17 protein-coding genes are annotated in these 24,373 nt (G+C 76.0%); 5 read left to right on the forward strand and 12 right to left on the reverse strand.

Translation table 11 applies throughout. The features are described from left to right. Window positions 1–36 precede the first annotated feature (36 nt). Genes AB0C78_RS09650 through AB0C78_RS09680 form a run of 7 tightly spaced genes read right to left on the reverse strand, consistent with a single transcriptional unit; the run spans window position 37 to window position 10,751 of the window. On the reverse strand, window positions 37–2,010 hold the full coding sequence (locus AB0C78_RS09650; protein WP_360744353.1) for a hypothetical protein: 1,974 nt from the start codon (window positions 2,008–2,010) through the stop codon (window positions 37–39). Continuing rightward, window positions 2,007–3,203, reverse strand: coding sequence for a VWA domain-containing protein (locus AB0C78_RS09655; RefSeq protein ID WP_360744356.1), 1,197 nt, complete (start codon window positions 3,201–3,203; stop codon window positions 2,007–2,009). The genes AB0C78_RS09650 and AB0C78_RS09655 overlap by 4 nt, the downstream gene beginning before the upstream one ends. Beyond that, window positions 3,200–5,473 carry a DUF5682 family protein gene (locus AB0C78_RS09660; RefSeq protein ID WP_360744359.1) on the reverse strand — a complete coding sequence of 758 codons (2,274 nt, stop codon included), beginning with the start codon at window positions 5,471–5,473 and terminating at the stop codon, window positions 3,200–3,202. Before AB0C78_RS09660 ends, AB0C78_RS09655 begins: the two co-directional genes overlap by 4 nt. Further along, window positions 5,473–6,567 (reverse strand): AAA family ATPase, encoded by a 1,095-nt coding sequence (locus tag AB0C78_RS09665; RefSeq protein ID WP_151545892.1) that lies wholly within the window; start codon window positions 6,565–6,567, stop codon window positions 5,473–5,475. Before AB0C78_RS09665 ends, AB0C78_RS09660 begins: the two co-directional genes overlap by 1 nt. Before the next feature lie 16 nt (window positions 6,568–6,583). Continuing rightward, on the reverse strand, window positions 6,584–9,883 hold the full coding sequence (locus tag AB0C78_RS09670; protein ID WP_360744363.1) for a DUF4132 domain-containing protein: 3,300 nt from the start codon (window positions 9,881–9,883) through the stop codon (window positions 6,584–6,586). Window positions 9,884–9,889: 6 nt separating this feature from the next. Continuing rightward, window positions 9,890–10,225, reverse strand: a complete 336-nt coding sequence (locus AB0C78_RS09675; protein WP_360744366.1) for a hypothetical protein — start codon at window positions 10,223–10,225, stop codon at window positions 9,890–9,892. Further along, entirely contained in the window at window positions 10,215–10,751 is a 537-nt protein-coding gene (locus AB0C78_RS09680) for an RNA polymerase sigma factor (RefSeq protein WP_360744369.1), read from the reverse strand. The genes AB0C78_RS09675 and AB0C78_RS09680 overlap by 11 nt, the downstream gene beginning before the upstream one ends. Before the next feature lie 250 nt (window positions 10,752–11,001). On the opposite strand from AB0C78_RS09680, the gene AB0C78_RS09685 reads away from it, so the two are divergent. From AB0C78_RS09685 to AB0C78_RS09695, 3 genes are all read left to right on the forward strand, one after another. Further along, on the forward strand, window positions 11,002–12,207 hold the full coding sequence (locus AB0C78_RS09685; protein ID WP_360744372.1) for a helix-turn-helix transcriptional regulator: 1,206 nt from the start codon (window positions 11,002–11,004) through the stop codon (window positions 12,205–12,207). Window positions 12,208–12,306: 99 nt separating this feature from the next. Next, window positions 12,307–12,561 (forward strand): hypothetical protein, encoded by a 255-nt coding sequence (locus AB0C78_RS09690; protein WP_360744375.1) that lies wholly within the window; start codon window positions 12,307–12,309, stop codon window positions 12,559–12,561. 113 nt (window positions 12,562–12,674) lie between these two features. Beyond that, window positions 12,675–13,820, forward strand: a complete 1,146-nt coding sequence (locus AB0C78_RS09695; RefSeq protein WP_360744378.1) for a cystathionine gamma-lyase — start codon at window positions 12,675–12,677, stop codon at window positions 13,818–13,820. Here AB0C78_RS09695 and AB0C78_RS09700 read toward each other — a convergent pair. From AB0C78_RS09700 to AB0C78_RS09715, 4 genes are all read right to left on the reverse strand, one after another. Beyond that, complete coding sequence (locus AB0C78_RS09700; RefSeq protein ID WP_360744381.1) at window positions 13,785–15,986, reverse strand: DUF4132 domain-containing protein; 2,202 nt, start codon at window positions 15,984–15,986, stop codon at window positions 13,785–13,787. The genes AB0C78_RS09695 and AB0C78_RS09700 overlap by 36 nt on opposite strands. Window positions 15,987–15,997: 11 nt before the next feature. Continuing rightward, window positions 15,998–19,372, reverse strand: coding sequence for a DUF4132 domain-containing protein (locus AB0C78_RS09705; RefSeq protein ID WP_360744384.1), 3,375 nt, complete (start codon window positions 19,370–19,372; stop codon window positions 15,998–16,000). Between the two features lie 56 nt (window positions 19,373–19,428). Further along, the gene (locus AB0C78_RS09710) at window positions 19,429–20,817 is read right to left on the reverse strand and encodes an FAD-dependent oxidoreductase (protein ID WP_360744387.1); all 1,389 of its coding nucleotides are present in this window, start codon (window positions 20,815–20,817) and stop codon (window positions 19,429–19,431) included. An 88-nt stretch (window positions 20,818–20,905) separates the two neighbouring features. Then, window positions 20,906–22,015, reverse strand: a complete 1,110-nt coding sequence (locus tag AB0C78_RS09715; RefSeq protein ID WP_360744390.1) for an amidohydrolase family protein — start codon at window positions 22,013–22,015, stop codon at window positions 20,906–20,908. 125 nt (window positions 22,016–22,140) lie between these two features. Here AB0C78_RS09715 and AB0C78_RS09720 point away from each other — a divergent pair, with 125 nt between their 5' ends. Continuing rightward, window positions 22,141–23,553 (forward strand): glutamine synthetase family protein, encoded by a 1,413-nt coding sequence (locus AB0C78_RS09720; protein WP_360744393.1) that lies wholly within the window; start codon window positions 22,141–22,143, stop codon window positions 23,551–23,553. Here the strand turns inward: AB0C78_RS09720 and AB0C78_RS09725 are convergent. Next, window positions 23,550–23,735 (reverse strand): hypothetical protein, encoded by a 186-nt coding sequence (locus AB0C78_RS09725; RefSeq protein ID WP_360744396.1) that lies wholly within the window; start codon window positions 23,733–23,735, stop codon window positions 23,550–23,552. The genes AB0C78_RS09720 and AB0C78_RS09725 overlap by 4 nt on opposite strands. Before the next feature lie 79 nt (window positions 23,736–23,814). Between AB0C78_RS09725 and AB0C78_RS09730 the strand changes: the two genes are divergently transcribed. Then, the gene (locus tag AB0C78_RS09730) at window positions 23,815–24,348 is read left to right on the forward strand and encodes a CGNR zinc finger domain-containing protein (protein ID WP_360744399.1); all 534 of its coding nucleotides are present in this window, start codon (window positions 23,815–23,817) and stop codon (window positions 24,346–24,348) included. The last annotated feature ends 25 nt before the right edge of the window (window positions 24,349–24,373 follow it).

The raw sequence follows: 24,373 nt of genomic DNA on the forward strand, positions 1-24,373 counted from the left end.
GCCGCCGTCCGGACGGCCGGTGTGAGGTGGGTCTTCTCAGCGGAGTTCGGCGGTCGTCAGGAGGCGGATGTGGGCGGTGGCCCAGGCCTCGGCGATGCGGTCCGGGTCGTCGGAGCCGAGCGTCCCGGCGAGGGCGGCGAGCGCGCCGGCGGCGGCGCGCAGGCCGGTGCGCCGCAGGTCGTCGCCGGTGCGGGCGATCCGGTCGCGCAGCCCCGGCGTGGCGTGCAGCAGGCCGCGGTGCGCGGCCTCGGCGCAGACGTCGAGCGCCGCCCGGACGGCGTCGCCGAGCGGGTCGGGCGGGGCGGCGGACGGGCCGTCGAGCACGGCCGCGCCGTCGCCGGGCGCCAGGTCGGGGACGACGGCGCCCGACGCCGTCAGCACCGCGAAGGGGTCGATGACGAGGCCGCCGCGGTCGCGGTGGACGGCGCCGGTCACCATGCGGGGCGCGTCGGCGAGCGCCGCCGCGAGCGCGTCGAGCGCGGCCGGACGGTACGGCCCGTGCTCGGCGGACACGACCGCCGTCGCACCCGCCGCGTCCGCGACGACCGCCTCGAGCCGCTGCGCGCCGGGATGGTAGCCGACGTCGCGCACCTCGGCGATCTCGACCGCGCGCACCAGCTCGGCCTCCACGCGCGGCCGGACGAGGCGGGGCGGCAGCGCGTCCAGCGCCCGCTCCTCGGCTTTCAGGTCGCGGACGAGCAGCCCGGCGGGCAGCCCCTCCCAGGCGTTGCCGAGCGGCGTGACGGTGGTCTTCGCGATCCGTCCGGCGGCGACGCGGACGACCCGCCCGGCGCTGCGGGAGGCGCTCTCGGACACCACGTTCGCGGCGGCGAGCGTGCGCAGCGGCGACCCGAGGATCCGGCGTCCGGCGAGGTCGGCGCCGGTGAGCGCCTCGCCGTCCGGGACGTTCCAGTGCCGCTTGAGCACCAGGACGACGCCCGTGCCGGCGTGCGCGAGGAACAGGTCGGCGGTGCGGACCCGGTCGGTGCCGGCGACGCGGCAGCCGAGCGCGGTGAGCCGGACGCGGCGCAGCGGCGTCTCGGCGGACTCGTCGGTGCCGAGGACCTGCGAGCGGGTGCCGCCGGCGGCGGACGCGCGGTGCCGCGCGTGCACCTCGGCGATGAGCGCGGCGAACCGCGCGGGGTCGTGGGCGGCGTCGCGGTCGTGGTAGGCGGCGAGCTGCCCGGCGAGGTCGCCGACGGCGCCGGCGGGCCAGTGCAGGTTCCGCGCGGCCAGCTCGGCGGCGGTGCGGCGCAGCGCGGTGGCGAGGACGGGCCCGGCATGCACGGCGCCCTCCAGCAGGACCTGGTCCACGAGGCGGGCGGCGGCGCCGAGTCCGCCGGAGCCGTCCGCGCCCCTCCCGTCGCCGCCGACGTCGAGCCGGACGTCGGCGCCGGTGAGGCCCCGCTCGTCGGCGGCGCGGAACGCCCAGGCGGCCAGCACGGTCATCTCGGCGCGGACGGACGCGACCGCGTCGGTGTGCACGTAGCCGAGCTCGCCCGGCACGAGGAACCGGACCGTGCAGGTCTGGAGCTCGACGCGGGCGACGGGGTCGTCCGGCGTCGGCCGGTGGATCGCGGCGGAGTACCCGGCGCGGTGGGTGCGGCGGGCGGCGGTGAGGGCGCGGCGGCCGAGGACGGCGGCGAGCGCGTCGTCGTCCAGCGCTCCGGGCGTCCAGCCGGTGACCTCGGCGGTGGCCGGCTCCTCCGCCGGGGCGTCGGCGCCGGCGGCGCCGGCGGCGCCGCGCTGGTAGGCGAGGACGAGGCAGATCTGGTGGCGGCACGTCCCGGTCGCGGCGCAGGTGCAGGTCGCGGCCTCCAGGCCCGCGCCCGCGGGCAGCGCCGCCGCGGTCCCGTCGGGGTACCGGCCCTCGACACCGCCGTCCGGCGCGACGGTGATCTCCGGGCCGTTGCCCGCGTCCAGGTCCTTCGCGGCGCGCTTGACCAGCCCGCGGTTGGCGAGGGCGGCGAGCGCGTCCGGGGTCAGCGCGAGCAGGTCGGCGCGCGTCACGACCCGATCCTCTCGGCGACGAACTCGGCGAGCCGGCCGGGCGTCATCGCGCCGACGTGCGCGCCGGCCGCGGCGAGCCGGCGGCCCATCTCGCGGTCGAAGGCGGGGTTGGCGGCCTCGTCGAGCGCGGCGAGGCCGAGCACGCAGGTGCCCTGCTCGACGAGGCGCCGCACCTCCCGGACGAGCCGCCCGGGGTCGCCGCCCTCGTAGAAGTCGCTGATGACGGCGACGATCGCGCGGCGCGGGTTGTCGACCAGCCCGGCGCCGTAGGCGACCGCGCGGGCGATGTCGGTGCCGCCGCCGAGCTGTACCTTCATCAGCAGCTCCGCCGGGTCGGTGACGTCGGACGTCAGGTCCACGACGGAGGTGTCGAACGCGACGAGGTGGGTCTTCAGGCCCGGCAGGCCCCACAGGCAGGCGGCGGTCACCGCCGAGTGGATGACCGAGTCGAGCATCGAACCGGACTGGTCGACGAGCAGGATCATCTGCCACTGCTCGACGTGCCGCCGCGTCCGCGACACGAACCGCGGCTTCTCGATGTAGAGGCGGCGCTCGTCGGGGCGGTAGTGCGCGAGGTTGGCGCGGACCGTGCCGTGGAAGTCGAAGTTGCGGGAGTTGCGGATCCGGCTTGGGCGCCGCGACCGGGTCCCGTGGAACGCCTGCCTGACCTCCGTCTTGAGCTTGTCCATCAGCTCCCGCACGACGGCGTCGACGATCCGCCGCGCGAGCGCGAGCACCTCCGGGTTCATCAGGTGCTTGGTCCGCAGGACGGCGCGCAGCAGCGCCCGGTCCGGCTCGATCCGCTCCAGCACGGCCGGGTCGGTGACGATGTCGTGGATCTCGTAGCGCTCGACGGCGTCGCGTTCGAGCCGCTCGATGGTCTCCTTGGGGAACAGCCGGTGCACGTCGTCGAGCCAGTCGACGGTGGTGAGCACGGACGCGCCGTCGCCGCCGGTCCGGTCGTCGGCGCGGCCGTCGCCGGGGGCGGGGCCGGGCGCGGAGCCGCCGCCGCGGCGGACGCCGCGCCGCGCGAGATCGGGGTCGCGGCCGTAGAGCCAGTCGAGGGCGCGGTCGCGGGCGGCGGCGTCGCCGCCGAGCGGCCCGGTGGCGCCGCCGGCGGGCGCGCCGAGGATCAGCCGCCAGCGCTCCAGATCCCCGGGCGGGGTCCCGGGTGGGGTCCCGGGTGGGGTCATGGTCGTCCTCCGGTGAGTCCGGCGGCCTCGAGGGCGCGGTCGACGCGCTCCTCCAGGGCGTGCGCCTCGGCGATGACGAGGGGGTCGCGGGGCGCGCGCAGCAGCCCGCGGGCGGACCCGCGCAGGCCGCGCCGGGCCAGCAGCCGCTCGGCGATCGTCTCCCGCTCGCGCGGCGGGAAGAACTCGAACGCCTGCCGCAGCGCGGGCAGCGCGACGAGGAAGTCCTCGTCGGTGAGCGCGCCGACCAGCTCGTCCAGGACGGCGAGGACGGTCCCGCCGGGATCGAGGACCTCCTGCCTGGCCAGCGCGAACAGCCCGGCGAGCCAGTCGCCGAACACCGGCGGCCCGGCGGCGCCGCGCACCGCGCGGGCGGGGTCGGCGGTGTCGCCGAGGGCGCGACCGAGGCCGAACGCGGCGCCGCGCAGGTCGGGCGGCGCGTCGGGGGCGGCGGCGACGCGGCGGGCGACGCCGAGCGCCGCGTCCCGGTCGACGCGGAGCGTCCCGGCGGTGTGCAGCAGCGCGTCGCGGGCCGCGGCGAGCGCCCGCAGCCGGGCGCGGTCGGCGGGTTCCGGGCCGCCGCGGATCCCTTCGGCGAGCCACAGGATCCGTTCCGTGCACTCCTCGATGACGGTGCCGAACAGCGGGCTGCGGGCCGTCCCGAGGACGTGGTCGTGCCGCCACAGGCCGAGGACGACGTCCAGCGCGCGGCCGAGCGCGCCGAGGTCGGACGCGCCCGCGACCCCGGCGGCGAGGGACGCGGCGATGCGGCCGGACTGCCCGGCGCAGCCGCACAGCGCCGCGTCGAACAGCGACTCCGCGAGCCGCTCCATGTCGCCGCCGGCGCCGGCGGTCCGCTCGTCGAGGGCGGCCGCCGCGGCGTCGCCGAGGGTCGGGCCGTAGGCGCCCGCCTCGATCAGCGCGGCGAGCCGGGCGCCGCCGCGGTCGGAGGTGTCGAGGTGCCAGACCTCCTCCAGCACCGGGTCGGCGCCGGTCGCCGGGCCCGACTCGCGCTCGGCGCCGGGGATGCGCAGGACGCGCAGCCGGTGCAGCGCGCGGCTGCGCTCCAGGCCCCGCGCGGTGGTCAGCTTCAGCGTGATCCGGCCGCCGGCCGCGAGGCCGAGCCGTTCCAGCTCGGCGGCGGCGTCGTGGACGAGCGGCGGCGCGGGCGTGGCGGGGTGCAGGCGGCCGACGCGGCTGCCGCTCAGCGCCGCGACCATCTCGGTGACGGCGGGATGCGCGCCGGGCGCGAGGGGGCCGCGCGACGTCCACGGCAGCCGCTGGTCGAGGTCCTCGCCGACGAGCGCGGACACCAGGCCGTCGAGGAGGTCGGTGCGGGCGGGCGAGCGGTGCCCGCGCAGCCGGGTGAGGCCCTCGGTGAGGGTCCGCGCGGCGATCAGGTCGGCGGTCGACACGACCTGCCTGCGCTCGCGGAGCCGCGTCACGACGGTCTCGGTCAGCGCGGCGGCGGCGCCGTCCGGGCCGTCCTCCCAGAGCCGCTGGTAGTACTCCGGCGACGGCATGCCGGACTGGTAGCCGGTGAACGCGTCGAGGCGCCGGAACGAGTACGGGACGAGGAAGCTGCCGCCCGTCGCGCCCTCGCCCGGCGCGGGGACCGCGGGCCATTCGGTGCCGCCGGTGCGGGCGAGGGCTTCGAGCGCGGGCTTGTGGAACCCGCCGGTCACCACGACGACCGGCCGGTCCCCCGCGTCGGCCCGCGCCGCGCGGACCCACGCCGCCATGTACGACTCGCGCGCGGAGTCGTCGTGGCCCGGCTCCGCTTCGCCGCGTACCAGGTCGAAGTACGCGCCGAGCCGTTCGTGCAGGTCGGCGCCGTCGATCTCGAACAGGTGGTCCCACAGCACGTCGGTGTTGTCGACGGCGAACTCGCGGCACAGCCGCTCGGTGGCGTCGGCGTAGCGGCGCTCGGCGTCGGCGTACCGGTTGCCGCGCTCGGCGAACGCGGGATGCCACGCGGGCAGGTCGATGAACCGCAGCTCCGCGCCGGCGGCCCGGCCCGCGTTGAGCGCCGCCCATTCCGGCGAGTAGTCGCAGAACGGGGTCCACGACGAGTGGACCCGGTCGCCGTCCCGGTAGAAGCTGTAGACCGCGATCGGCGGCCGGTGGCCGAGGAGCAGCTCGTCCAGCCGCCCGTTGACGTCGGCGGGCCCCTCCACCAGCACGTACGCGGGACGCAGCCGCGCGATCGTGTCGCGGACGAGCCGCGCGCACGCCGGGCTGTGGTGCCGGACGCCGATGAACGTGACGGCCATCAGCCGGGCAGCCGGTGCCGGGCGGCGTGCAGCGCCTTCCACTGCTCGCCGTCGCGCCGGGCGGCCGTCTGCTCCAGGTAGCGGCGCAGCCGGGTCAGGTCGTCGGCGCTGTCCTTGGCGGCCGTCCCGGCGAGGCACTCGACGATGTCGGCGGCGCCGCCCGCCTCGCCGCGCAGGAACCAGCCCCGCACGCCGACCGCGTGCGCGACCGACACCGCCTCCGCCGTGCTCATCACCGCCGAGAGCCGGTCCATCGGGCGGCCCTCCTCGGTGGTGGCGTTCCGCAGCTCGCGGAACGTGGTGACCAGCACCTCCAGCACGTCGCGGCGCGGCGCGACGCCGACGCCGCTGCGCTCCAGCAGCCGCGCCGCCTCCCGCTCGACCAGGTCCAGCTCGGTCGCGAAGTCGGCGATCGGGAACACCGTCTCGAAGTTGAACCGCCGCTTCAGCGCGGCGCTCATCTCGTTGACGCCGCGGTCGCGGGTGTTCGCCGTCGCGATCACGTTGAACCCCTCGCGGGCGAACACCATCGACTCCGGCCCGGACAGCTCCGGGATCGCGAGGACGCGGTCCGACAGCGGCGACAGCAGCGAGTCCTGCACCTCCAGCGGGCAGCGGGTGATCTCCTCGAACCGGACGACCTTCCCCTCGGCCATCCCGGTCAGCAGCGGCGCCGGCACCAGCGACCGCGTCGACGGCCCCTCCGACACCAGCAGCGCGTAGTTCCACGAGTAGCGGATCTGGTCCTCGGTGGTCGCCGCGCCGCCCTGGATCGTCAGCGTGGACGCCCCGGACACCGCCGCCGCGATCAGCTCCGACAGCAGCGACTTCGCGGTGCCGGGCTCGCCGACCAGCATCAGCCCGCGGCTCGTGGCGAGGGTGACCAGGGCCCGGTCGATGAGCGCGGTGTCCCCGACGAACTTGCGGGTCACGCCGAGCGCGTCGTCGCCGACGATGAACCGCCGCGCGCCGGTCAGGCTCAGCGCCCAGCCGGGCGGGCGCGGCCCCTCGTCGTGCTCGCGGAGCCGGTCCAGCTCGTCGGCGAACCGCACCTCCGCGGGCGGTCTCTGGTGGTCGGCGGTCTTCTCGGGCATGGTGTCCGTTCCGGGGTCAGACGGCGGATGCGGCGAGGCGGGTCAGGTCGGCGAGGACCTCGGACGCGGTGACGTCGTCGAGGTCGCCGAAGCGCAGCGGGGCGTCCCTGGTGGAGCGGTACCGGTAGGCGCGCGGGTCCGCGCCGAGCCAGACGATCCGGAGGGTCTGGTGGTCGCCGGACGCGGCGAGCTCTCCCGCGTAGAGGCCGGGCTCCAGGTCGATGACGACGTGCCGGTTCCCGGGGACCCGGCGGGAGATCCACTCCTGGACGCCCCCGTCCTGCGGCGCGCCGATCTCCCAGCCGCGGCCGGTGAGGCCGACCACCGTGCCGAGCGGCACTTTCAGCTGCTCGAACCGCTCCAGCCGCTCGCTTCCCCGCTCGGCTTCGGTGAGCGCGTGGACGGTGCGGCCGAGCTGCGGGAACGGCTGGAGGATCTCGTAGTCGGCGAACACCTCGGCCCACGCGCCGAGCGCGTCGCCGAGCTGGACGGGGTGCGCGAGGCCGATGGCGGCGTGCCCTGGCACCTCGACGAGGTCGTCGCCGGCGTCGGCGAACGTGCGGTCCTCCGCGATCCGGAACGGGGTGACGGCGCCGCCGTCCTCCGCGAACCAGACGAGGCGGCGCGCGACGTGCCGGACGAGGGGGTGGCCGACGACGTGCTCGCCGAACTCGGCGGGGGTCCAGCGGCGCTGCGCGACCATCGCGCCCTCCAGGCGGCGCAGCAGGTCGGCGGCGACGGCGCGGACGTCCTTCTTCAGGTCGGCGAACGCCTGGTACGCGGCGGGCGCGAGGGCCGGGTCGTCCTTCGCGCCGGGCTTCGGCAGGGACTTGCGGGGCCGGCCGTTCTCGTCGGCGACGACCGGCCTGAGCGCCTCGTCGAACCCGACGGTGAAGCGGCGCGGGCCGTAGTCGAGCATCATGGCGCCCTCGTCGTCCAGCCCGAACGACGGGACGATCCGGTCGGCGAGCTGGTCGGTGGACAGCCCGAGCCGGTCGGCGACCTGCCGCATGCGGCGCTGCGCCTCGCGCTTGATCCCCTGGAACTTCACCTTCTGCGCGATGCCGTGCAGGTGCATCAGCGCGACGTCCGTCCCGATGCCGGTGAGCACCTCCAGGCCCGTCACGGCGTGGGCGTGCCGCCCGTCGCCGGGCCAGGCGCGGATGATCGGCGTGAGGCGGCGGACGGTGGTGTCGTCGCCGGTGCGGCCGAGCTGGACCAGCGCCCAGCCCTCCTTGGACGGGGCGCCCGCGTCCTGCCATTTCTGGAACAGCGCCCAGCCGAACTCCGCCAGGGACGCCGGGTCGCACGCCTCCCGGACCGCGTCCAGGCCGTAGGAGGTCGGGAGGGCGAGCAGCGCGACGAGGTGGGCGGTCGCGGCTGCGGGGAGCGCCTCACTGCCGCCGCGCAGCAGCACCTGCGGGAGGACGCCCGGGTCCGCCCAACCGGCGGTCTTCGGCGGGACGGTCTCGCCTGTCTCGACGGGGTGGGCGGCCAGCAGGCCCTCGACCGCGGCGGCGGCCTCGTCGCCGTGAGCGGCGCGGGCCGCGTCCACGATCGCGCGGCGCCTGCCGGGGTCGTCGCGGTCGAGGTGGCGCAGCGCCCGGGCGGCGGAGCGGCGCGCCGTCTTCGCCTTGCCGAGCGCGGCCGGGACGAGGTACGGGACGGCGTCGAACCCGTGCCGGTCGTACCAGCGCTCGGCGTCGGGATCGTTGCCGCCGAGCCGTCCGGCCATGTGCAGCGCCACGTCGGCGTGCAGGAACGGCGCGAGCAGCGTGAGCCGCATCCGGTTCTTCTTCACGACGCGCAGTGTCGGCGGCAGCGCGTCGAGGCCGTAGCGGGCGATGACCCGCCGCATCCACTTTCCGGTGTCGTACCGGTCGTAGCCCTTCCAGCCGGCGAGCAGCGGCCGGACGAGATCCTCCGGCCCGTGCACCACCGGCGCCATGGACCGGGCGCCGCCCTCGCGGATCGCCCCGGCCAGGGCCTCGTCGTCGCCGCTCGGCGGCGCGCCGACGGAGCCGACGTCGGTGCCGAGCCAGTCCGCGTGCTCGCCGTCCCGCCAGCGCAGCTCCCCCTCGGGCGGCGCGAGACCCGCGACGACCGGCTGGAAGGGGTTCTCCCACGGCGGGGCGGCCAGGACCGCGGGGACGGCGCCCGCCGGAGCCTCCGGCACCCGGGTGGACGTCGCCGCGGCCTTCTCCACGGCCGCGCGCACGCCGTCCGGCAAACCGGGCAGCGCCGCGACGACGCCGGAACTGGTCCGGACGTGCTGTTCCAGGAGCGCGTCCTCGCCCGCCTCCGCGAGCAGCCGCAGCGCCCGGACGGGGAACCGATTCAGCGCGTCACCGAGCTCGGCCTTGAGGTACTTGTCGTCGCGCCGGTCGAGCAGCGCGCGCAACGCCTCGTCCGACGGCAGTAGCGCGATCGTCCTGGCGACGCGCTTGCGGTCCTCGGCGTCGAGGTACCGGCCGTCGAGCTGCTCGAGCAGGAACGGCAGGAGGCCGGGGCCGATCCCGTCCGCCATCGTGGCGAGCACGTCGACGGACGCCCCGCCGAAGTGCAGGCCGATCGCCGGATAGGGCGCCGCGAGCTGCGCGGGCGTGCCGAGCGAGGCCAGCGCGAGCGCGTGCAGACCCGAGGGGCGTCCCTTGACGATGGGAGCGGCGCAGCACTCCTCCACCCAGTCCCGGCGGGTCGGCACCAGGTAGGACACCAGCCACCGGGCCTCCCAGCCGTCCCGGTGCGCCGCCAGACGCTCGACCGCCTCGGCGTACACCTCCTCGTCGGCGGCCGCCAGCAGACCGCGGACCTTGCGCAGGCCGTCGGCCGGCGACCCGGGCCCCAACCTGCTCAGCCCGCGGTTGACCCCCGGCCAGCCGCCCTTCCAGGGGCCGTCCTTCCCGGACCGCTGGCCGGTCATCCGGGCCAGCTCGACCACCGCGCAGGCGGCGAACGGCAGGCCCCGCTCAATGGTCCAGGAGTCGACGAAGGTCTCGTAGGGGGCGTCGGCCCCCCACAGCGTGAAGCCCAGGAGGGCCACGGTCGCGACGGCCGCCGCGCCTACCGGATCGGGCTCCCCGGCCAGGTGCCGCAGGGCGGCCTCCGCGAGGTCCGGGGCGCCGCTCCTGTCCGGGACGATCGCCTCCACGGGGCCGCCGGGCTTCTCGATCAGCGCGCGCGCCCTCGCGGGCGCCGCGTCGTCGACCGGGAAGGCCGGGCCGGTCAGCCCGCCGCGCCTCGGGTGCAGCTTGCGGCGCCAGGCGGCCGGAAGCGTCAGGGCGTCCTCGTCGGGGAGCGGGGGGAGATCGTCCATGTCGCCTCACGGTAGAGGAGCGTCCCGGCGGACCACCCCAAGATCGGAAATGTCGGCGCCCGCCAGCGTAGGGCGGTGCTCCGACATTTCCGCGACGGGACGAGCGGCCACGGACAGCTCGCACACCCCGTCCTCGCACGACCGCTCCAGCCGTCCCCGCGACAGGGTCTCCGCGAGCCCCATGAACCAGCAGGACGGGCAGCCGCGCAGCGCGACCAGCCCCACCGGCGCCAGCAGCAGCCCCACCGGCCCCACCAGGGGGACGAGCGCGACCGCGCCGGCCAGCGCGCCGAACCCCACCGCGCCCCGCAGCAGATGCCGTCCCAGCGACTCATCGGTCATGGCCGCCCTCCAGCGCCTCGTGGACCGCCGCCCGCGCCCGGTGCAGCCGCGACTTCATCGCGGGCACGCTCAGCCCGAGCGCGCCGGCGGCCGTCCGTCCCGGGATCCCCTGCACGTCCCGCATGATCAGGACGCGCCGCTGGTCGGCGGGCAGCGCGGCGATCGCCGCCGCGACCCGCTCGGCCTCCAGCCGCCGCAGCACGTCGTCCTCCGCCGACGGCACGGCGCCGTCCGGGACCTCCCGGGGTTGCAGGACCGTCCGCGCCCGCCGCAGGCACTCGTTCCGGACGATCCGGAACATCCACGACGCCAGCGCGCCCGACGCCCGCAGCGTCCCGATCTTCCGGTACAGGACGATCAGCGCCTCCTGCGCGGCGTCCTCGGCGTCCTGCGGCGACGCGCACAGCGCGTGCGCGAACCGCCGGACGTGCGGATGCGACCCCGACACCAGCGCCGCGATCGACTCGGCGTCGCCCCGCTGCGCCCCGGCGACCAGCCGCTCCCCCGGCCACGCCCGCTCAGCCACGCGACCCCCTCCTGCGCCGCACCACGGCGGCGGTGCACGCGCACACGAGCACCGCCGCACCCGCGACGACCCCTGCGATGACCATGATGACCTCCGTTCCCGTGCCGGCCCGTTCACCGGCACGCCCATAGGAGGCTCTGACCCCCGGAAAGGATTCGCCCCGGCCCCGTTTCCGCACGGAAACCCGTCCCCGCCGCAAGCCCCTATCCTGCACGGTCCGGCGTACGTTGGATGATCGGGGTGGTCGACCATGACGGACGACGTGCGGCGCATAGGCGACAACGTCCGCGCCGCCCGGCTGTACCGGGGCATGTCGCTCGAAGTGCTCGCCGGGCTCGTAGGACGCACCAAGGGATGGCTGTCCCGCGTGGAGAACGGGCATCTGCGGCTCGAACGCCGCAGCGACATCCGCGCCATCGCCGAAGCCCTCCAGGTCTCCCCCTCCGACCTCGTCGGCGAACCGGGCCCGATCATCCGCCCCAAGGAACGCGCGTACGGTGACGCGGTACGGCTGCGGGACGTCCTCCTCGACACGTCGCTGGACGACCCGCCGGACGTCCCCGCCCGCCCTCTCGGCGCGCTGACCGAACTCATCGAAGGACGGATCCGGAGGCAGCGCCGCGCGTCGGACTACCCGGGCCTCGGCGTGACGTTGCCGCCGGTGGTGGCGGAGCTGCACGTCCACGCGGCCGAGGGCGACGAGGCGCAGCGGGCGGCGGCGCTGAGGCTGCTGGTCGAGACGTGCACCGCGGCGACGTTCATGCTGCGCAACCTCGGGCAGGTCGATCTCGCCTGGATCGCGGCGGACCGCGCCGGGCACGCCGCCCGCCTCCTCGACGACCCCGTCATGACCGCGGCGGCCGTGTTCGCCCGCGCGCACTCCCGCCCCGCGGCAGCGCTGTCGCGCCCGATGCGGGAGGCGGCGCGGACCGCCGGACGCCTGGAGCCCCACCTCGGCGACGACCGCACCGCCCACGAGGTCTACGGCATGCTGCAGCTGTCGGCCGCCCTCGCGTGCCAGGTGCAGGCCGACCACGCGGCCGCGGCACGGCACGTCGAGGAGGCGGAGCGGACCGCCGCGCGGATCGGCGAGCAGCCCGAGTCGTCCCCCGGCGACGGGTGGCAGAGCTTCGGGGCCGCGAACGTCGGCGTCTGGCGCGCGATGCTCGCCGTGGAGGCCGCCGACCCGGAGACGGCCGTGGACGCCGCGTCCCGCGTGGACGTCGAGGCGCTCCCCTCCAAGACCCGCAGGGCCGCGCTCTTCATCGAGAAGGCCCGCGCCTTCGCGATGCTCGGCAAGCCGCGTGAGGCCGTCCGCGAGCTCCGCCAGGCCGAGAAGCACGCCCCGGTGAAGGTCTACAAGAACCCGCTGGTGCGCGACCTCGTCGCCGACCTCCACGACCGCGCCGTCAACCGCGACCTGCGCGGTCTCGCGTGGCGCATGAACCTCGCCTGACGGTGGGGCGGGGCGGGTTTCGGGGGCGAAACCGGTGGGGCGGCTTGGTGCTTAGCGTGTTCGTCTCGTTACGGAATGCGAGACGGATGCGGAGGGTGCATGAGGCGCGGGTGTTGCGAGCCGCCGGTGCTCTACTCGTGGGACGTGCCGGAGGCGTCGGCGGGCGGGGTGTCGGACGACTGGGCGACGGTGGCGCGGCACGTGGACGCGGCGCTGCGCGGGGCGCCGGGCGGGGCGCGCGGCGTCGTCCGGCGGGTGCGGGTCAGCCTCATCGGGCGCGGCGCGTACATCGACCTCGGTGCGGTCGCGGAGGCGTCGCGGCTGGACGGCGGCGTGGTGTGGACGGCCCGGTGAACGCGTTCCGGACGGCGTCGTGGTGGGGCGGACGCTTCAGGCGATCGCCCGGGGGCGTGTTCGTGCTGGTGGGAGGGGTGCGGGACGATGGGGGCGACGAAGAAGGAGGACGTGTGACGCGCGAGCTTGGGGACGGGACGCTGGCGGTGGGGGCCGGGAGGCCGCCTGCGAAGAAGTACGCGCCGCCGTTGCCGGGGCCGGCCTTCGCGGCGCATTACCATCTGCCGGGCGAGCCGGTGGGGCCTTACACGTACGGGCGCGACACCAATCCGACGTGGACGTTGCTGGAAGCGGCGATCGGGGAGCTGGAGGGCGGCGCGGAGGTCGTTTCGTTCTCGTCGGGAATGGCGGCGATCGCGGCGGTGCTGCTGTCGCAGGTGCGGTCCGGTGACGTGGTGGTATTGCCGGACGACTGCTACCAGACGACGCGGGCGTTGAAGGAGCGGCTCGAATCGTACGGGGCGGTCGTGCGGATGGCGCCGACGGCGGGCAATGCGCAGATGGAATTGCTCGACGGCGCCCGGCTGGTGTGGGTGGAGACGCCGTCGAATCCGAATCTGGACGTGTGCGATATCGCGCGGCTGGTCGAGGCGGCGCACGAGGCGGGCGCGCTGGTGGCGGTCGACAACACCCTGGCGACGCCGCTCGGGCAGCGTCCGCTGGATTTGGGCGCGGACTTCTCGGTGGCGAGCGACACCAAGGCGCTGACCGGGCACGGTGACCTGCTGCTCGGGCATGTCGCGACGCGGGACGGGGCCCTCGCCGAGAGCGTGCGGCTGTGGCGGAAGACGGTCGGCGCCATTCCGGGGCCGATGGAGGCGTGGCTGGCGCACCGTTCGCTGGCCACCCTGGAATTGCGGCTGGACCGGCAGGACGCCAATGCGATGGCATTGGCCGAGGCGCTGAAAAAGCGGCCTGAGGTCGCCGGGTTGCGGTATCCGGGATCGCCGGACGACCCGTCCCACGAAATCGCGGCGAAGCAGATGCGGCGGTTCGGGTGCGTCGTCTCGTTCACGCTGCCGGACGAGGCGGTCGCGGAGCGTTTCCTCGGCGCGATGCGGCTGGTCAACCAGGCGACGAGTTTCGGTTCCGTGCACAGTTCCGCCGAGCGCAGGGGCCGCTGGGGCGGCGACGCCGTCGAGCCGGGGTTCGTGCGGTTCTCGGTCGGTGTGGAGAACACCGATGACATCGTCGCCGACGTCCTCGCCGCGCTGGACGAGGCCTCAGCCGAGGTTCGCGAGGTCGGCGAGGATCTCTGACAGCAGGACGGAGTCGACGGTGGCGAACCCGTTCTCGACCGGGGGCGCGGAGCCGTGCTCGCAGGGTGCGGGCGCGATCCAGACGTGCTCCAGCGTCTGCTCGGGGTTCAGGTCGACATAGCCCGCGACGATCCCGGGGTCGAGGTCGATCACGACGTGGTGGGCGCCGGCACGGCGGGAGATCCAGCGCTGGACGCCGCCGTCGAGCGCGGGGCCGCGGTCCCAGCCCGTCCGGGTCAGGCCGAGGATCCTCCCGGTGGGCACGCGCAGCCCCTCGAAACGGGCGAGGGCGCCGTCGCGGCCCTCGCCGTCGGCGAGGGTGAACGCGGGGCGCGCGAGCTGCAGGAACGGCTGGACGATCTCGTAGTCGGCGAACACCTCCGCCCAGGCGGGCAGGGCGTCGCCGAGCAGCAGCGGGTGGGCGATCCGCACGTCGTCGACGACGGCGAAGGCGTCGTCGTGGACGTCGGCGGGCGTGCGGTCCTCGGCGAGCCGGAACGCGGTGCCGCCGGACGTCCAGACCAGGCGGCGCGCGATGTGCCACATCAGCGGGTGCCGGACGAGGAACGCCGCGAACTCGCCGGGCGTCCAGGTGCGGCCCTCGACCATCGCGGCCTCCAGCCGGGCGATCTGGAGGGACGCGACGGCGCGGACGTCCTTCTTCAGCTCGGCGAACCGCCGGTGGGCGTCCGGCGCGAGCGCTGGGTCGTCCTTGGCGCCGGGCTTGGGCAGGGTCTTGCGGACCTTGCCGTCCTCGCCGGTCACGTGGGGCCTGAGCTGCTCGTCGAACCCGACGGTGAAGCGGCGCGGGCCGTAGTCGAGCGTCATCGCGCCCGCGTCGTCCAGGCCGAACGACGGGACGAGCCGGTCGGCGAGCCGCCCGTCGCTCAGCCCCTTGCGCGCGGCGACCTCGCGGAGCTTGACCTGCGCCTGCCGCTGCAGCCCCTTGTAGCGGCCGCCGCGCGCGATGCCGTCGAGGTGCAGGAGCGCGAGCTCGGTGCCGATGGCGGCGAGCGCGTCCAGGCCGGCGACGGCGCGGTCGTGCCCGGCCTGGCCGGGCCATTCCTTGATCAGCGGGGTGAGGCGGCGGACGGTGGCGTCGTCGCCGAACCGGCCGAGCGCGGGCAGGACGAACGCGGAGCGGCCCGGCGTTCCGGCCTGCCGCCACGCCTCGAAGACGGCCCAGGCGAACGCGGTGAGGGACGCCGGGTCGCACAGCGCGGCGGTCTCCTCGGCGGCCTCGGCCGCGCCGGGGAACGCGTCCGGCCGCAGCGCCATCGCCCACAGGTGGACGAGGTTGCGGGCGGCGTCCGGCGGAAGGCGCAGCCCGGCGTCCCGCAGGACGGGCCGGGGCAGCGCCTCGGTGTCCAGCCATCGGGGCAGGTCCGGCGGCTTCGGCCGCTTGTGGGCGGGTTCGGCCTGCGCCGGCGCGTCCGCGAGCAGCGCCGCGACGGCCCGCGCGGCCTCGTCGCCGTGCACGCGCGCCGCCTCCACGACGTCGCCCTCGATGATCCGCAGCGCGTGGACGGCGTTGCGGCGCGGGCCGACCCGCTTGCCCAGCGCGTCCGGAACCAGGTACGGGACGGCGTCGAGCCCGTGCCGGGCGACCCACGCGCGGGAGAGCTCCTGCGCCGACTTGAGCCGGTAGAGCCAGTCGGCCATCAGCCGCGCGACGTCCGCGCCGAGGAACGGCAGGAGGACGGGCCCGGTCCCGAACGGGTTCGCCTTCGCCATCCGGACCGACACGTCCCACGCCGCGTCCTCGAAGCGCGCGAGGATCGGCTTCAGCGAATGGTCGAAGTCCCAGGTCACCTTGGGCGGTTCCCAGGCGGCCAGCAGCGGGCGGGCGATGTGCTCGGGCGCGCTCGCCAGGAACCCGGCCTGGCTCGGCAGGTACATCGACCCGTCGCGGACCCTCTCGGCCTCCCGTTCCCAGTCGCCGTCCGCCCACGGCCCGCCGTAGGGCCGCATCGCCGCCCACTGCTCGCGCTCGCCCGGCTCCCAGACGATGCGCCGGTCGCCGGGCGGTTCGAGGCCCGGCACGACCGTGTCCCCGGCCGCGGCCTTCGGTGCGGCGGGCTTGCGCAGCCACGGCGGGTCGACGAGGTTCGCGGGCAGCGCGTCGAGCGGCGCGTCCTCCACGGCGTTCGGTGCGGCGTCGTTCACGGCGGTCCCTCTCAGCGGGCGTCGGCGGTGAGCGCGGTCAGGTCGGCGAGGACCTCGGACGCGGTGACCGGGTCGAGCTCGCCGAACGGCAGCGGGTTCCCGTGGTGCATCCACAGCTCGTCCTGGCGGCGGCACAGGCAGACCTGCCTGAGCGTCTGGTCGCCCAGCACGTCCGGGTCGCCGACCGCGATGCCGGGGTCGAGGTCGATGACGACGTGCCGGCCCGGCCCGGCGGGACGGGAGATCCAGCACTCCACGCCCGCGTCCTGCGGCGCGCCGCGCTCCCATCCCCGCTTGGTCAGCCCGAGCATCCGGCCGGTCGGGACGGTGGCGCCCTCGAACCGGGCGAGGTGGCCGCTCTTGCGCTCCTCTTCGGTCAGCTCGTGCACCGGACGTCCGAGCTGCGGGAACGGCTGCAGGATCTCGTAGTCGGCGAACACCTCCGACCACGCGGCCACCAGGTCCGTCTTGCCGAGGTGGACGGGGTGCATGACGCCGACCACGACCGTCTCGGGAAGGTCCAGGGCGGTGTCGTGCGCGCCCGCGAGCGTGCCGTCCTCCGCGACGCGGAACGTGATGCTCTTGTACTGGTCCATCTCGACCGCGATCCACACCAGCCGCCGGACGACGTGCCGGACCAGCGGATGCCCGGCGAGCAGCTCCCGGAACTCGGTGAGGGACCACCGGCGGTTGCGCACCATCGCCGTCTCCAGGCGGGCGATCAGGTCGGCGGCGACGGTCCGCACGTCCTTCTTCAACGTGGAGAACGCCTTGTACGCGGCGGGCGCGAGCTCGGGGTCGTCCTTGGCGCCGGGCTTCGGCAGGGCCTTGCGGCGCTTGCCGTCCTCGTCGGCGACGTAGGGCCTGAGCTGCTCGTCGAACCCGACGACGAAGCGGCGCGGGCCGTAGTCGAGCGTCATCGTCCCGGCGTCGTCGAGGCCGAAGTCGGGGACGAGCCGGTCGGCGAGCTGCTCGGACGTGAGCTCCAGCCCGGCCGCCACCTCCGCGATCTTCTCCTGCGCGCGCGTCCGGAGCCCCTTGAACTTCACCTTCTGCGCGATCGCGTGCAGGTGCATCAGCGCGACGTCGGTGCCGATCTCGGCGAGGACGTCCAGGCCGGTCACCGCCTTGGCGTGGCCGCCGTCGCCGGGCCACGCGCGGATCACGGGGGTGAGGCGGCGGACGGTGTCGTCGTCGCCGAGCCGGCCCAGCTGCGCCAGCGCCCAGCCGTCCTTGGACGGCGCGCCGCCCGCCTCCCAGCGGCGGAACAGCGCCCACCCGAACTCCGCCAGCGACGCCGGGTCGCACAGCTCGCGGACGGTGTCGACCCCCGCGTAGACCTCGCCGGGCTTCGACATCGCCAGCATCGTCAGGACGTGCTCGGCCGCCGCGTCGGGGAGCGCGCGCTCGCCGTCGCGGAGCAGGATCTGCGGCAGCATCCGGACGTCGGCCCAGTCGCCCACGGCCGGCATCTTCGCCGGCAGGATGTCCAGGGGGTCGACGGTCAGCAGGGTCTCGATGGCGGCGGCGGCCTTGTCGCCGTGCGCGCGCGCCGCGTCCACGATGCCTTCGGCGCCGTGGTGGGACGCGACGAACCGCAGCGCGGCCTCGGCCGCCCTCCGCTCCGCGCCCGCCTTGCCGAGCGCCGGGGGCAGCAGCGCCGGGACGCCCGCGAGGCCGTGCCGGGTGAACCAGGCGCGGGCCGTGCGGCTCGCCTGCTTGAGTCGGACGAGCCAGTCCGCCATCAGCACGGCGACCTCGTCGCTCACGAACGGCAGCAGGACGGGCCCGATGTTCGCCGGGTCCCGGCGCGCCGCGAGCAGGACGCCGTGGAGCGCGTCGAGCTCGAACCGGGCGACGACGACCCGCATCCAGTCGTCCGCGACGTACCAGGGGTCCGGCGGCTCCCAGTCCGCGAGCAGCGGCCGGACCAGCTCCTCCGGCGCCTCGGTGAACAGCATGGGGTGCAGGTGGCCGGGCAGGTCGCCGCTCCGGTACTTCGCGACCTGCGCGGGCCACTCCAGCCGCTCCGCCCACCGCCACTGGTGGTGCAGGTCGACCGTCCACTCCTCGCGCTCCCCCGGACGCCACGCGATCGCGCGGGTACCGGGGGCGGGCAGGTCCTTGATGACAGTGGGCTTGGCCTTCGTGCGGGGCCGGTTCCACGGCGGGTCCACCAGCAGCGGCGGCAGCGACGCTGGATCGGCCTCCGGGACGCGCGCCCCCGCGTCCAGCGCCGACCGGACCGCGGCCTGCGACGTTTCGGGGAGGCCGGGGAGCAGCTCGTCCGCGAGCGCGGGCCGGGCGCGCACGTGGGCGGACAGCAGGTCGGCCGCGGCGGGGCGATCGGCCGCGGCGGCGAGCAGCCGCAGCGCCCGCGCCGGGAACCGCCGCGACGCCGCGAGGGCCGCCGGCCCCGCGTACTTGCGGTCGAGCCGGTCCAGCAGCGCCTGGAACGCGTCGTCCACCGGCAGGACGGCGAGCGCGTCGAGCAGCGTCCGCGACGTGTCGCCGTCGAGGTAGGGCGCGTCCAGCGCATCGGTCAGGAGGTCCACGACCGCGTCCGGGCCGAGCCCGTCCACGAGGCTGGTAATGACGCCGGGGCTCCGGCTCTGGAAGTCGAGGACCAGCCCGAACGCGTCCAGCTCCGCCCGCTCCGCCACCGTGCACAGCAGCAGCCACCGCTCGCCCGGGTGGACCGCGGCCGTCGTCGCCGGCGGGTCCGCGAGCAGGTCGGCGAACCAGTCGCGCCGGTCGGGCATCAGGTAGGAGGCGACGGCCTTCTGGACGAGGCTGCCGCGGTGGCGCGCCATCCCCTCCGCGGCCTCGCCGTACGTCTCGTCGCCGGCGGCGGCGAGCAGGGCGCGCAGCCGCCGGGCCGTGTCCTCCTGCGCCCACCCGCCCAGCCAGGTCTCCTCGGGACGGCGCTCGCGCACCCCTTCCCACCGCCGGTCCATGCCGACGACGTCGAAGGGCGCCCAGAGGCCGGCGCGGGCGAGGAAGGCGCACGCGGCGAACGCCACGCCGTGCTCCTCGGCCCACACGTCCATGAACGGGTCCTGCCGCGTGTACGCGACCTGCCCCAGCGGCGCGGCGACGAGGGCCACGGCCGCCGCGCCGACCGGGTCGGGCTCGCCGCGCAGGTGCGCGCGCCCGGCCTCGGCCACCGCGGGCGGCGTGCCCGGCAGCGCGAGCACCTCCTCCACCTGCGGCCGGTACTCCGCCAGCATCGCCCGGGCCGTCTCGGCGGCCTTCCGGTCGGCGCGGGCCGCCGGCCAGGCCTGCGGCCGGTCGCGGCGGGGGTGCAGCCTGCGCAGCCACGCGTCCGGCATCACCAGGGTGTCCTCGTCGGGGCGGGCCTCGGCCGCGGCGTCCGTCGTGCTCATGACGGCACCGTAGGGGAGATCACCGACAAACCGGCACCGAAACGATCAAGCCGGCGTCACGGCGAGCGGCGCATGTCCTCCTCGACGCGCTCGGCGGCCTTGCGGGCGGCGATCAGCACCGGGTCCCAGACCGGCGAGAACGGCGGCGCGTAGCCGAGGTCCAGGCCGGTCATCTCCTCGACGGTCATCCGGTTCCACAGCGCGATGGCCAGGCCGTCGATCCGCTTGGCGGCGTTCGCCTCGCCGACGATCTGCCCGCCGAGCAGCCGCCCGGAGCGGCGCTCGGCGATCAGCTTGGTCTTCATCAGGGTGGCGCCCGGGTGGTAGCCGGCGCGGGTCGTGGACTCGACCACGACGCTCAGCGCGTCGAACCCGGCGGCGGCCGCCTCGCGCTCGTTCAGGCCGGTCCGCGCGACCTCGACGTGGCAGATCTTGGAGACGGCGGTGCCGACCACGCCCGGGAACGTGGCGTAGCCGCCGCCGAGGTTGATCCCCGCGACGCGGCCCTGCTTGTTGGCGTGCGTGCCGAGCGCGATCGCGACCGGCAGTCCGGAGACGAGATGGCGGGTCTCCACGCAGTCGCCCGCCGCCCACACCCGCTCGGTCCGGGTCCGCATCCGCCGGTCGGTGACGATGCCGCCGGTCGGCCCCGTCTCGATCCCGGCGGCGCGGGCCAGGTCGCTGCCGGGCCGGACGCCGAGGCCGAGGATCACCAGGTCGGCGGGGAGCGTGCGGCCCCCGGCGCGGACCGCCGCCACCCGCCCGTCCGCGCCCGTCTCGAAGCCCTCGACCCGGTCGCCGAGGCGCAGGTCGACGCCGATGCCGCGGATCGCGTCCGCGACGAGCGCGCCCATGTCCGGGTCGAGCGTGCTCATCGGCTGCTCGGCGCCGTCCACGATCGTCACGTCGAGGCCGCGGATCACCATCGCCTCGGCCATCTCCAGGCCGATGTAGCCGCCGCCCACGACGACGGCGCGGCGCGGCTTCTCCTGTTCCAGGACGCGGCGGATGGCGATCCCGTCGTCCAGGACCTGCACGCCGTGCACGCCCTCCGCGTCGGCGCCCGGCAGCTTCGGGCGGGTCGGCACCGCGCCCGTCGCGACCATGAGCTGATCGTAGGGCTCCCACGTCTCGGCGCCGCCGTCCACGTCGCGGACGCGGACCCGTCCCCGCTCCAGGTCGATCTCCGTCGCCTCGGTGCACAGCCGCAGGTCGATGCCGCGGTCGCGGAACTCCGCGGGCGTCCGGGCGATCAGCTTCTCCGCGTCGTCGACCGCGCCGCCGACGTAGTACGGGATGCCGCACGCCGAGTAGGACGCGAAATGCCCGCGCTCAAGGACGGTGATGTCCAGCTCGCCGGGGCCGCGCCGCCTGCGGGCCTGCGACGCCGCGCTCATCCCGGCCGCGTCGCCCCCGATGACGAGCAGCCGCTCGCGTCCTGCCATGGGCACCTCCCGAAGATCGTCCCCGAGCGTACCCGCGGGGGCGGCCCCTCCCGGATGCGGTGCCGGACGCGGTGCCGGAGGCGCGGTGTCAGATGCCGTAGACGCGGCGGGCGTTGCCGGACGCGACGAGCCCCGCGACCCGCTCGGCGTCGGCGGCCGCCCACGCGCCGTCCTCGACGCCGCCCGCGAGGAACCCCGCGAGGCCGCGCCGGAACAGCAGCGCGCCGAGGTGGTACAGCTCGGCCAGGCCGAACGCGTCCGAGGAGTACAGCACCTTGCCGAACGGGGCGAGCTCCAGCAGCTCGGCGATCAGCGCGGGCGCCCGGTGCCCGAGGTTGTGCGTGGCGAGGCCCGCGTCCACGTACACGTTCGGGAGCACCTGCGCGAGGTAGCCGGCCTGCCGGTGGAACGGGTAGTTGTGCAGCAGCATCGCGGGGGCGCCCGCCGCGTCCATGGCCCGCAGCAGCGAGATCAGCAGCAGCGGGTCGCCGCGCCGCAGGTCGGCGTCGACGTCGCCGTACCCGACGTGGAACTGCACCGGCAGCCCCAGGTCGACCGCGCACCAGATGAGGAAGCGGTGCAGGATCTCGTCGCTGACGCGCATCTCCTCCTGGCGCAGCAGGATCCCGGCCGCGCCCGTCACCTCCGCGTCCGACGGCCGCACCCCCGACAGCTCCAGCCCGGCCCGGTACGCGGCGATCGACTTGGCGCCCGCGACACGCGCCGCGCAGGCGGCGAGGCGGGAGCGGACCTCGTCGGCGAAGCCGTGCGCGTCGACGCCGTCCGCCGCGACCTGCTCGGCGACCGTCTCCAGCCGGACGATCTCGTGCGCCCGCGCCCCGGCGAGCCGGCCGAGCGCGGGCGGGTCCAGCAGGGCGCGCGGCGTGTAGCCGGTGTCGACGCACAGCGCCTCCAGCCCGGCGGCGGCGAGGAACCGGCGGTTGACCTCGGCGGCGCCCAGCTCGGCGCGGCGCGCGAGGTAGGCGTCCGGGTCGGCGTGCGCGTCCAGGTCCAGGACGGGCGCGCACCAGCGCCGCAGCGCGAACCCGACCTGCGTGTCGAACATGCTCGTCCCGGGCGGCCCGCCCGTCTCGGCCTCGGTGAGCATCGCCTCGAACGCCGCGCGGTCCGGGTCGTCGTCGAACACGCCGTGGCAGTGGTGGTCGATGAGGGGCAGCGACTCCAGATATTCGAGCACCCCCTGTACGTCCCCGGAAACGCGGCGGCGTCCCTGAAATCGCGGGGCGTTCTTCCTACGATGCCTCTGCGGGCACCGGCGCCGCCGGAAGGCCCGCGTCCGCCGCCATGACCGGGAGCCGCACCGTGGAACAGACCTTCGACACCGCCCTCGACGGCCACGAGCGCGCCCGGCTGGGTGCCCGGGCGGCCGAGGCCGCCCGGCGGCTGGCCGGGGAGGACGTCGCCGCCGTCGCGCTGACCTGGGTGGACGTCAGCGGGATCACCCGCACCAAGACCGTCCCGGTCGGGCGGCTGGAGCACGCGGCGACCTGGGGCGTCGGGATGTCGCCGGTGTTCGACGTGTTCCTGCTGGACGACTCGATCGTGTCCGGCCGGCACGTCGGCGGCCCGGTCGGCGACCTGCGGCTGCACCCCGACCTGGACCGGCTCGTCCCGCTGGCGGCGCTGCCCGGCTGGGCGCACGCCCCCGCCGACCGGTACGCGCAGGACGGCGCCGTCCACCCCCTCGACGCGCGGGCGCTGCTGCGCCGCGAGACCGCCCGGCTCGCCGCCGCCGGCTGGACGGTCCGGACGGCGTTCGAGATCGAGTGGGCGGTGTCGACCACCCCGGACGAGTTCACGCCCGCCTGCCAGGGCCCCGCGTACGGGATGACGCGCGTCAGCGAGCTGGCCGGCTACCTGCGCGCGCTGCTCGTCGCGCTGGACCGGACGGGCGTGTCGGTCGACCAGCTGCACCCCGAGTACGCCGCCGGGCAGTACGAGGTGTCGGTGGCGGCCGAGGACCCGGTCGGCGCCGCCGACACGGCCGTCCTGGTCCGCGAGACGATCCGGGCGGTGTCGCTGGAGCACGGCCTGCACGCCTCGTTCTCCCCGAAGGTGGTGGAGGGCTCGGTCGGCAACGGCGGGCACGTCCACCTGAGCCTGTGGCGGGAGGACACCGGGGACGGCCCGGCGAACGCGATGGCGGGCGGCGGCGGCCCCTGCGGGATGACGGACGCCGGGCAGGCGTTCGCGGCGGGGATCCTGGACCACCTGCCCGCGCTGCTGGCGATCGGGGCGCCATCGGTGGCCAGCTACCTGCGGCTCGTCCCGTCGCACTGGGCGGGCGCGTTCGCGTGCTGGGGGCTGGAGAACCGGGAGGCGGCGCTCCGGTTCGTCACCGGCGCGCAGGGCGAGCGGGACCGCGCCGCGAACCTGGAGGTCAAGTGCTTCGACGGCGCCGCGAACCCCTACCTCGCGCTCGCGGCGCTGCTGGCGGCCGGGCGGGCCGGGCTGGACGCGGGGCTCGCGCTGCCGGACCCGGTCGACGTCGACCCGGCCGGGCTGCCGGAGGCGGAGCGCGCCGCGCGCGGGGTGCGGCCGCTGCCGGTCACGCTCGCCGAGGCGGTGGCGGTGTTCGAGGAGGACGCGGTCCTGCGGGACGCGCTGGGCGAGGCGGTGACCGACACGGTCGCGGCCGTCCGGCGCGGCGAGATCGCGCTGTTCGACGGCGCCGCCCCGGAGGACGTCGCCGCCGCGACCCGCTGGCGGCACTAGCGGCCGGGCTCGGGCGGGTCGGCGGCACCGGCGACGGCGCCGGGCGCGAAGGGCTGGAAGCGCACCTCCAGCTCGCCGCAGGCGCAGCGGGTGTAGCTCACCACCCCCTCGGAGGTGAGGTGCCGGGACAGTACCTCGTAGACCTCGGTGCGGGGCCAGCCACAGTGCGGGCAATCCTCCACGGCGCGTCCTCAAGGAAGCTTGTAAGGGTTAAAATCGAGATGCCATTTACAGGATGGCACGGGATCGGGAGCCGGGGCAATGCGGATTACCGGGTACAAGAGCCACGGGGTGGCGGCGGCCGTCGCCCTGGTCAACGCCGTGACCAGCGCCGACGGCGACGACTCCGCCGACGCGCTGCGCGAGGTGCTGCGCGCGAACGGGTTCTTCTGGCACGAGTTCGAACCGGCCGACGCCGACGAGTTCCGCCGGTGGGGGCGGACGCTGCGCCGGTTCTTCGACGCCCCCGACCTCGACGAGGCGATGCGGCTGCTCAACGGGCTGATGCTGGAGCTGCCGCTGCATCCGCACCTCGCCGAGCACGACCCGCACGGCGTGCACATGCACTACGCGCCGCCCTCGTCCCGGCTGCCGGACCGGTTCCGCGCGACGACGCTGATGCACCTCGCGGAGCTGGTCGTGGAGCACGGGATCGACCGGACGGGCGTCTGCGACGCCGAGGGATGCGACCGCGTGTACGCCGACACATCGCGGGCGGGGCGGCGCCGGTTCTGCTCGGAGGGATGCGCGAACCGGACGAACGTCGCGGCCTTCCGCGCCCGCCGCCGCAGCTGACCACCGCCTTCAGGCGCAGCCGACC

The sequence above is a fragment of the Actinomadura sp. NPDC048394 genome, assembly GCF_040651755.1.
GTDB lineage: Bacteria > Actinomycetota > Actinomycetes > Streptosporangiales > Streptosporangiaceae > Spirillospora > Spirillospora montaniterrae.